Raw genomic sequence first — 7,960 nt, 5'->3', positions numbered from 1 at the left:
GTTCAGTTTTCAAAGAGCAATTTCTGTGTTTGTCGTTTTTTGCGACAAGATATAATTTATCATGTTATCCGTTTGATGTCAACATTTTTTTAAATCTTTTTTTGAAAATCTTTATTCAATGTAAGTTGCAAAATGTTTCATCAAGCGACAACAAAAATTAATATACCATATTCCTTTTTATTGAGCAATAGTTTTTAAACAAAAAATTAAAATTCGATAAAAAACCTTTTGCAGTAACATTACGAATCACTACAAAAGGTATCCTAAATTAAATATTCCCTTTCCTTTTAGGGATATACTTCATACACTCTTGTTCACTCGCCACTCTACGAAGTAATTGAAATAATAATCTATACCTTTCTCGCATTGCGCTTTTTACCATTTGATCAATTCGACTATCGTCTAAATCTAATAAGATTTCTTCAAGCTCTCGCTTTATTAAATACTCCATTTCCTTCTGTTCCATTTCATTTACTAATAATCCAATCATGCAATCACCTCATATATCACCGTATAAATCCGTTAAACAAATTCATATATTACTATTAATATATTTCAATAAGTCATTTTCGGTTCCAAAGACTAACGACTTAAGTATTACAAGTATTCGCAAAAACAAATGAATTTTGTCGGTCGGAGTTTTTAGCATCTATCCACTACTATTCCCCAAAACCACTAAATTTCATCCATCATTTTCTTAAACAGTTTTCGACAAAGCGAGCTTGTACATAATTAGCAAGTCTAGTGCATAGATATGATTATAGGTATAAGTAGAGGAGGAAAACAAATGGATCATTTTTATTCCTTTCGTCTAAGAGGGAAAAGAACTGCATGGATTATCGGTTTAGCATTTATCATTGCTTTTATAGCATGGATACAAAAAGATGCAGTCTTTTCCGTATTTAATGGCGAAGAGCCTGTTGCTTTATCAAAAGGTAATGCCGATGAACCAAACATTGCTATTACATTTAATATTAGTTGGGGTGAAGAAAGAGTAAAAGAAATATTAAAGCAATTAGAAAATGAAGATGTACAAGCTACGTTCTTCATTAGTGGAGAGTGGGCAGAAAGGCATCCAGACCTTCTAGAAGCTATTTCAGAAGGTGAACATGAGATTGGAATGCTTGGTTATCGATACAAAAGCTATTTAGACCAAGAGATTGATCAAGTTAGAAAAGACCTATTGTATGCACAGGAAGTCTTTGAAAAATTAGGTTATGAAAACGTTAATTTATTGCGCACACCACATGGCCATTTTAACGAAGAAATTATTGAACTCGCTGAAAGTCTCGGTTTCCATGTTGTTCATTGGAATGTAAATCCTAACGACTGGGAAAATCCAGGTACAGAAGTAATCGTTGACTACATCATGAAAGAAACTGATAATGGCGATATCGTTCTCCTACATGCATCCGACAGTGCAAAACAAACTGCCGGTGCACTAGAAACCATTCTCCCAGGACTTAAAAACAAGGGCTATGAACCGGTAACCATTTCAGAAATCATTAATCAAGCAAAAGCAAACACAGAAATTGTTGATTAAAAAAGATCTCTTTCCAATTTTGGAGAGAGATCTTTCGCATTACTTTTTCTTTTTTTTATTGTGACTTTTTTTATCCTGTCCATTACTTCCTTGAACTTGAGGCTTCTTCTCTTGAAAATTTAATCGATGTAAATTCAAAATTTGGTATGTATTCGATACGAGTAATGGAACCACCATAAGCCATGCATAATCTGTTCCATCTACCATTAATCCTGGCACCCATTCTACTGTCGTAAATACGACCATAAAGAATAGCGTTGGAATAAATGCTTTTTTATTTGTTTCTTTGGCTTTAATCTTAGCAACTATCCAACCGATTAGTAATAATGCCGCTGCTAATAGGATAAACCAATACAGCTCAACATTATCCGCTGATCGATATGGAAAATAAATAATATCAAAAAGAATAAATATAATTAGACCTACTTGTACCGTTGACCAATACCCTTTGAATAAACTCTGTCCCATTCGATGAACAAATAAATACGCGAAAAAACCAGTTAAACTAATGGTTGCAAACGTTAACCCTAAACCTAAAAAGAATACGATAAGTCCTAGAATTTCCATACCATCAAACGGTTGCATATAGTTTAAATATTGCTCTGGTTTAACAAAGAAACTTGCAATTAATCCAGCCAGTCCACCTAGCCAAAATGTTTTCCATAAAAAACCTACAAGGATTCGTGTATTCAAACTTTTTCACTCCTATTGCACATACTTTCATTTCCACAATATTTTACCATGATACGGCATTTATTTCTCTTATGTATGTGCATATTTTAATTATTGATTATACATATTAAACATATAGAAAGGAGGACTATAAATGGTACGACGACATCTATGTATTGTACTCCTTAGCTTATCCTTCTTTATATTGTTAACCGCTTGTGGTGGCGGTGGTGGTAATAGTCAAAACGAAGGTGAATATGATACAACCAAAAAAATGGTTGTTGATATACTTCAAACCGAAGACGGTAAGAAAGCGCTCCGCGAGATTATGCATGATGAAGAGCTTAAAAACTTATTGGTAATGGAATCAGACAGCGTGAAAAATGCTGTTAATGAAGCTCTTACTTCAGAAGAAAGCAAAAAATCTTGGGAAAAAATGTTCGAAGATCCAGAGTTCGTTAAGAACTATGCGCAAACAATATCTGATGAACAAAAGAATTTAATGAAGGATCTCATGAACGACAGTCAATTTCAAAAACAAATGATTGAACTGTTAAATAATCCGGAAGTAACGGAGCAAATGCTATCTGTTGTAAAAAGCCAACAATTCCGTGCTCATTTAGAAGAAACGATTCAAGAGACCTTACAATCACCTATTTTCCAAGCTAAAATTGAAGAAATTCTACTCAAGGCTGCGGAAGAGCAAAGTAAATCAAGTGGTTCTTCAAATGAATCCGGTCAACAAGGCGGATCTGGAGAGTCTCAGTCTGGTTCCAATAGTGGTTCCGGCGGCGGGGGCGGCGGTTAATACCAATTGGATATGAGAATAGGGTGCCCGCCATCAATCAGGACACCCTAATTCTTTATCCCGCATGTAACGGGTTGTAACCCCTCACTAAATGAAGTTTCACTTTATTCTTCCATCTTGGCAATTACTTTAGCTGCTATCTTATGATATTCTTTTCCAATTGGATGATCTTCTTGATACACAGAAGGTGCAAAAACATCCTCTTCTTCATAAGGTTGTTGTAGAGGTAGTTGTCCTAATACTTTTGTTTTTAATACGTCAGCAAGTTTTTTGCCTCCACCTTTACCGAATACATATTCTTTCTCTCCGGTTGTTTTACTTTCAAAGTAAGCCATATTCTCAACCACACCAAGAATTTCATGGTCTGTTTTTAGTGCCATTTGGCCAGCACGTGCTGCTACAAAAGCAGCTGTTGGATGTGGTGTAGTTACAATTACTTCTTTACACGTAGGTAATAACTCATGTACATCCATTGCGATATCACCTGTACCTGGAGGTAAGTCTAATAGCAGATAATCTAATTCTCCCCATTCTACCTCAGAGAAGAAACTATTAATCATTTTACCAAGCATTGGGCCTCGCCAAATAATCGGTGAGTTATCTTCTACAAAGAAGCCCATGGAAATTACTTTTACTCCAAAACGTTCTACGGGAATAATTTTTTCCCCTCGTACAACAGGTCTTTTCTCCACACCCATCATATCAGGAACACTAAACCCATAGATATCGGCATCAATAATTCCAACTTTTTTACCTAATCGCATTAAAGATACTGCTAAGTTTACGGTTACCGTAGACTTACCTACGCCACCTTTACCACTCGCTACTGCGATAAATTTTGTATTTGAATTACCACCCATGAGAGTAGCTTCTTTCGCTTTCTCTGCTGCAGGTTGATATTTTTGAATAACTTCATCTGGAAGTGCTTCAAATCGAAGCCCTACTGTATTTGCCCCATCACGCTTCAAGATACCAACGATTTCTTGTTGTAATTCCATTTGTTCTGCTGTATTAGTCTTGGAAATACCAATCTTCACGCTGATATGTTTCTTGTCTTCCTTAACCGTAACTGACTTAATTCCCCCAGTTTCTTCCAATGTTATATGTAAAAAAGGATCTTTAACAGAGCTTAATAGCTCTACAACCCTCTCTTTTGTTAGCATTGAACATCACCATCCCTTGTGTTTGTATCCACCTGCTAGTATAACACAAAACACAGAAAATCTAAGTAATATGCAATATGGTGACGGTTTCAGTTTGTTTCCTCTTCTCTTTCAGGCTCCTCTGTCGCATATCGTAAAATTCCCTCATAAATACTTGCCGCCATTTTTCGTTGATAATCTTGGTCTTTTAACAATTCTCTTTCCTCCACATTAGATAAGAACCCTATTTCCACCAAAGCTCCCGGAACTTCGGCATGTTTTAGTAAATACATGCTATTTAACGCTAAAGGTGATCGATTTGTGTTTTCTAAATTTCGTATGATTTCTTGTTGAATCATCGTGGCTAAATGCTTATTCTCACCATTTGTTGGATAATAAAACGTTTGTGCACCTCGCCATTTTGTCGAGGGTAATGCATTTAAATGTAGGGATAAAAAAAAGTCTGGCTCTTTGTCGTGAATAAACTTCAAACGATTTCGAATATCTTCGGATTTTCTTCGAGCTAGTCCACTTGTGTCTTCTGCAGCTAAATCTTTATCTTGTTCCCGGGTTAAATAAACAACTGCTCCTTGTTGTTGCAAATAAGACTGAATAAGTTTCGATACTTCTAGAGCGATGTCTTTCTCTTCTGTATCATCGGACCCAACCGCTCCTCCGTCAGGCCCACCATGCCCAGGGTCGATCACAATTGTTTTTCCGGTAAGGGGTAACGTCCACCCTTGATTTGCTGTCATATTTGTCTCATTTATTGGGTATTGTAATAAGTACGCAAGTAAAAATACACCTAATAGCCAAAAAGCAATTTTCTTTTTTCTTCCCATATATTTTGTGCCCCTTCCTTTGACTTCTCTTTTACTAAATTTATGGGACAAGATTGCAGTTTATGACTTAACATTTGTGGTATGCTATTTACGAGGTAGGTTTACTTCTACAAACACAGTGGTATCGATTAATCAAAGAATTACTTAAACGGAGGGAAACACTCATGATATGGATAGGAATTGGCCTTATAATTATTGGTATAGCATTTTTAGGAATTGCTGGAGCACTATTTAAGCCATTAATGAAACTAGCTGATTTATTCCAAAGCGTCCAAAAAACGACAGACCAATTACCGGAAACAGTAGAGACTATTACGTCTCAAGCTACAGACGTTCTTGGAACCGGAATCGACACATTACAGCAAGTAAATCAACAAATTAAAGAACTATCACCCATCTTTCATTTAATAGGAGATGCTGGTCGTGCGACCAATCGATTAACTTCTTCTGTATTAAAAACCGCCGATGGACTTCAAGAAAAAACAGAAGAAGCGAACGCAATGATTGGGAGTAAAAACTTACAAGGCATTTATGGCCTAGCAACCATTGGTTATTTCCTAGCGACACGAAATAAATAATAAAACATATTAAGATAAGGTTAGAACATATTTATTTAAAAAAGCTAAACGATTGTAGCCGATAACCCGGCAATCGTTTAGCTTTTTTTAACATATTTTCTTAGATACGATTTTCCACTTCTTGGCGAATACCTTGTAGGTCATTCGCCTTTTCAAATCCATCTGTATAGAGTTGCTGTTCAAAGTCTTTCAATCGTTCTAATAATGGTCGATTCTCCGATAAAGAACGTTTGTTGGAAATGTATGAACTGACCACCCATCCTAATGAAGCCCCCAGTGCTGCGCTTGTAGCGATAGCAGCTTTCTTCCCACGCTTACTCATTGGTGTAATCTCTTTCCTCACGCTTCATTTCTCTGCGTTTTTTCAACCAATAGTAACCTAATGCAAAGCTACCATACAAACCACCAAGATTATTCTTATCAGCAATATCTCTCCCTGCTTCTGTACGAGCTTTTACAGAATCGGTTACATCTACTAAAGAAGAGGAGAATTTTCTTGTTGCATTTCCTACATCTCCAACCATATAGAAAAGGGGACTCAATTGCTGTAATTTATCATTAACATCTGCCAATGTTTGATTACTTTCATGAATCATATCTCCTGTTTCTTTAAAAATCCCGTCCAATTGTTCCGGCAATTTTTGAACCGTTTTATCTACTCCACTTAATACACTAGCCAAGTTATTTAACGTATGTCCGATAAAAATAGCCAAAATAATAGCCGCTACTCCAATAATAATGACACCTATGCCGATTAACGTCATTTACTTATCCCTCTCTTCCTGTATTTACAGTAGAAGAATCGTTCATAGACGATCCTTTTCCTGTTCGATACGTTTTAAATACTTGCATAAACGCTTCGCTCCACGTGATTCCTGTTATAAATGGTTGTAATTTCTTTTCTAATTCCGCTTCAGACAGTGTTTCCTTTTGTTGTAGATATAACTGGTTCATCGTTTGTACCGAAGTACCCACATCTTCTACGTGATCAAACACACTATCTGTCGCTTTCACTTTTTCACTAATATCATCGACCAATTTATCTGCTTCCTGCAGTGATTCCGTCAATTGAGGTGTAATATAATGCATTTCTTTTTCTAATTCCGTCATCGATCTGCCTAGCGATCGCATTGTATCTGAAAAACGACTTAATGCGAATGCCGCATAACAGGCCACAATTGCAAATGCGATAGCGATGAACAAAATTCCAACATAAATGACAGCCATATGTAAAATTCCCTCCTCTTAGACAATATTATACCACCTGTCTACAGAAATAAAACGTTTCCTATCTCTAAGTAAGATTAATCTTATTACGGAATGGGTATAGGTTCCATATAGTACCAAATATGGAGGTTGACCCAATGAAGATAAAATCCAATGTGCAAACGTTTATGACTAAATTTAAAGATGATGATGTACCATTACTTGCAGCTTCATTAGCTTATTACTTTTTATTATCTGTTTTTCCATTACTGGTAGTAGCTTTTGCTATTATTCCTTATTTTAATATAAGTCCACAGGATGCAATACAATTTATTTCTTCTATACTACCTGAAGAGCTAGCGAACACGTTCCAAGATAATATCGTGAGCCTTGTAGAGACACCTCGTGGTGGCTTATTAACAGTTGGTATCTTGGGAACTTTATGGTCTGCTTCCAACGGAATTAATGCATTCATTAAAGTATCGAATGAATCCTACGAAGTAGAAGAAACTCGCTCATTTATAAAGACAAGAGCAATTGCCTTTGGACTTACTATTGCAATGATTTTTGCAGTTATTACAGCTATTATACTACCAGTTTTTGGGGATGTCATTCTAACAATGATTATGTCTACTGCTGGGATTAATGCATCGTTTGAATGGATTCTACAAATTTCACGTTTTGCAATTAGTATTGCAATAATTACACTATTATTGCTAACGCTATATCGTTTTGCACCAAATGCAACACTTCCAGTGAAACATATTATTCCTGGAACCTTAACAGCTAGTATCCTCTGGCTTATCATTTCATTCGGATTCTCTATTTATGTATCAAACTTTGGAAATTATTCAAATATGTATGGAAGTCTAGGCGGTGTCATCATTTTAATGATTTGGTTCTTCTTGACGGGGATAATCCTTCTTATTGGCGGTATTATTAATGTAATGTATCATCAGAAAAAAACAGCAGAAGATCCTGCGTATTCTCATGCAGCGGATATATAAATTCATGAGTGCAAGCTAAAAACGTGGTAAGCGCCCACGGTGGGAGGCTGGAACAAAACAAAATTTTGGGCCAATGAACGGATGCCTTGCCTTTCGCTAACAGTTCCTACTGCCAAGTCTGTAGTAATCTTTATCCACCAAGTTTCCGCCCATAAAAGGCTA

Annotated in this window: 11 protein-coding genes; 4 read left to right on the top strand and 7 right to left on the bottom strand. The window is 36.1% G+C overall.

Annotated elements, in window-relative coordinates; translation table 11 throughout:
- Positions 1–268: 268 nt before the first annotated feature.
- A complete protein-coding gene (locus tag C794_RS00730) occupies positions 269–490 on the bottom strand; it encodes a hypothetical protein (protein ID WP_017795230.1) in 222 nt (73 codons plus the stop codon).
- A 297-nt stretch (positions 491–787) separates the two neighbouring features.
- Between C794_RS00730 and pdaB the strand changes: the two genes are divergently transcribed.
- Entirely contained in the window at positions 788–1,543 is a 756-nt protein-coding gene (gene pdaB / locus C794_RS00725; RefSeq protein ID WP_017795229.1) for a polysaccharide deacetylase family sporulation protein PdaB, read from the top strand.
- A 39-nt stretch (positions 1,544–1,582) separates the two neighbouring features.
- On the opposite strand, the gene C794_RS00720 is transcribed toward pdaB, so the two are convergent.
- Entirely contained in the window at positions 1,583–2,236 is a 654-nt protein-coding gene (locus C794_RS00720) for a KinB-signaling pathway activation protein (RefSeq protein WP_017795228.1), read from the bottom strand.
- 133 nt (positions 2,237–2,369) lie between these two features.
- On the opposite strand from C794_RS00720, the gene gerD reads away from it, so the two are divergent.
- Positions 2,370–3,023, top strand: a complete 654-nt coding sequence (gene gerD / locus C794_RS00715) for a spore germination lipoprotein GerD (protein ID WP_017795227.1) — start codon at positions 2,370–2,372, stop codon at positions 3,021–3,023.
- A gap of 104 nt (positions 3,024–3,127) precedes the next feature.
- On the opposite strand, the gene C794_RS00710 is transcribed toward gerD, so the two are convergent.
- Positions 3,128–4,186: an Mrp/NBP35 family ATP-binding protein gene (locus C794_RS00710; protein WP_017795226.1), complete on the bottom strand. Its 1,059-nt coding sequence runs from the start codon at positions 4,184–4,186 to the stop codon at positions 3,128–3,130.
- Positions 4,187–4,275: 89 nt separating this feature from the next.
- Positions 4,276–5,007 (bottom strand): N-acetylmuramoyl-L-alanine amidase CwlD, encoded by a 732-nt coding sequence (cwlD, locus tag C794_RS00705; RefSeq protein WP_017795225.1) that lies wholly within the window; start codon positions 5,005–5,007, stop codon positions 4,276–4,278.
- A gap of 164 nt (positions 5,008–5,171) precedes the next feature.
- Here cwlD and C794_RS00700 point away from each other — a divergent pair, with 164 nt between their 5' ends.
- Positions 5,172–5,585 carry a DUF948 domain-containing protein gene (locus tag C794_RS00700; RefSeq protein WP_017795224.1) on the top strand — a complete coding sequence of 138 codons (414 nt, stop codon included), beginning with the start codon at positions 5,172–5,174 and terminating at the stop codon, positions 5,583–5,585.
- Positions 5,586–5,685: 100 nt separating this feature from the next.
- On the opposite strand, the gene C794_RS00695 is transcribed toward C794_RS00700, so the two are convergent.
- From C794_RS00695 to C794_RS00685, 3 genes are read right to left on the bottom strand one after another with little or no spacing between them, the layout of a single operon-like run.
- Positions 5,686–5,907, bottom strand: coding sequence for a hypothetical protein (locus C794_RS00695; RefSeq protein WP_017795223.1), 222 nt, complete (start codon positions 5,905–5,907; stop codon positions 5,686–5,688).
- Positions 5,900–6,349 (bottom strand): DUF948 domain-containing protein, encoded by a 450-nt coding sequence (locus C794_RS00690; RefSeq protein ID WP_017795222.1) that lies wholly within the window; start codon positions 6,347–6,349, stop codon positions 5,900–5,902. The genes C794_RS00695 and C794_RS00690 overlap by 8 nt, the downstream gene beginning before the upstream one ends.
- 4 nt (positions 6,350–6,353) lie before the next feature.
- Complete coding sequence (locus C794_RS00685) at positions 6,354–6,812, bottom strand: DUF948 domain-containing protein (protein WP_017795221.1); 459 nt, start codon at positions 6,810–6,812, stop codon at positions 6,354–6,356.
- 137 nt (positions 6,813–6,949) lie between these two features.
- On the opposite strand from C794_RS00685, the gene C794_RS00680 reads away from it, so the two are divergent.
- Positions 6,950–7,798, top strand: coding sequence for a YihY/virulence factor BrkB family protein (locus tag C794_RS00680; protein ID WP_017795220.1), 849 nt, complete (start codon positions 6,950–6,952; stop codon positions 7,796–7,798).
- Positions 7,799–7,960: the final 162 nt, after the last annotated feature.

The organism is Oceanobacillus kimchii X50 (assembly GCF_000340475.1).
Taxonomy (GTDB): Bacteria; Bacillota; Bacilli; order Bacillales; family Amphibacillaceae; genus Oceanobacillus; species Oceanobacillus kimchii.
Note: the sequence above shows the minus strand (reverse complement) of the source record. Positions and strands in the feature narration are given on the sequence as shown.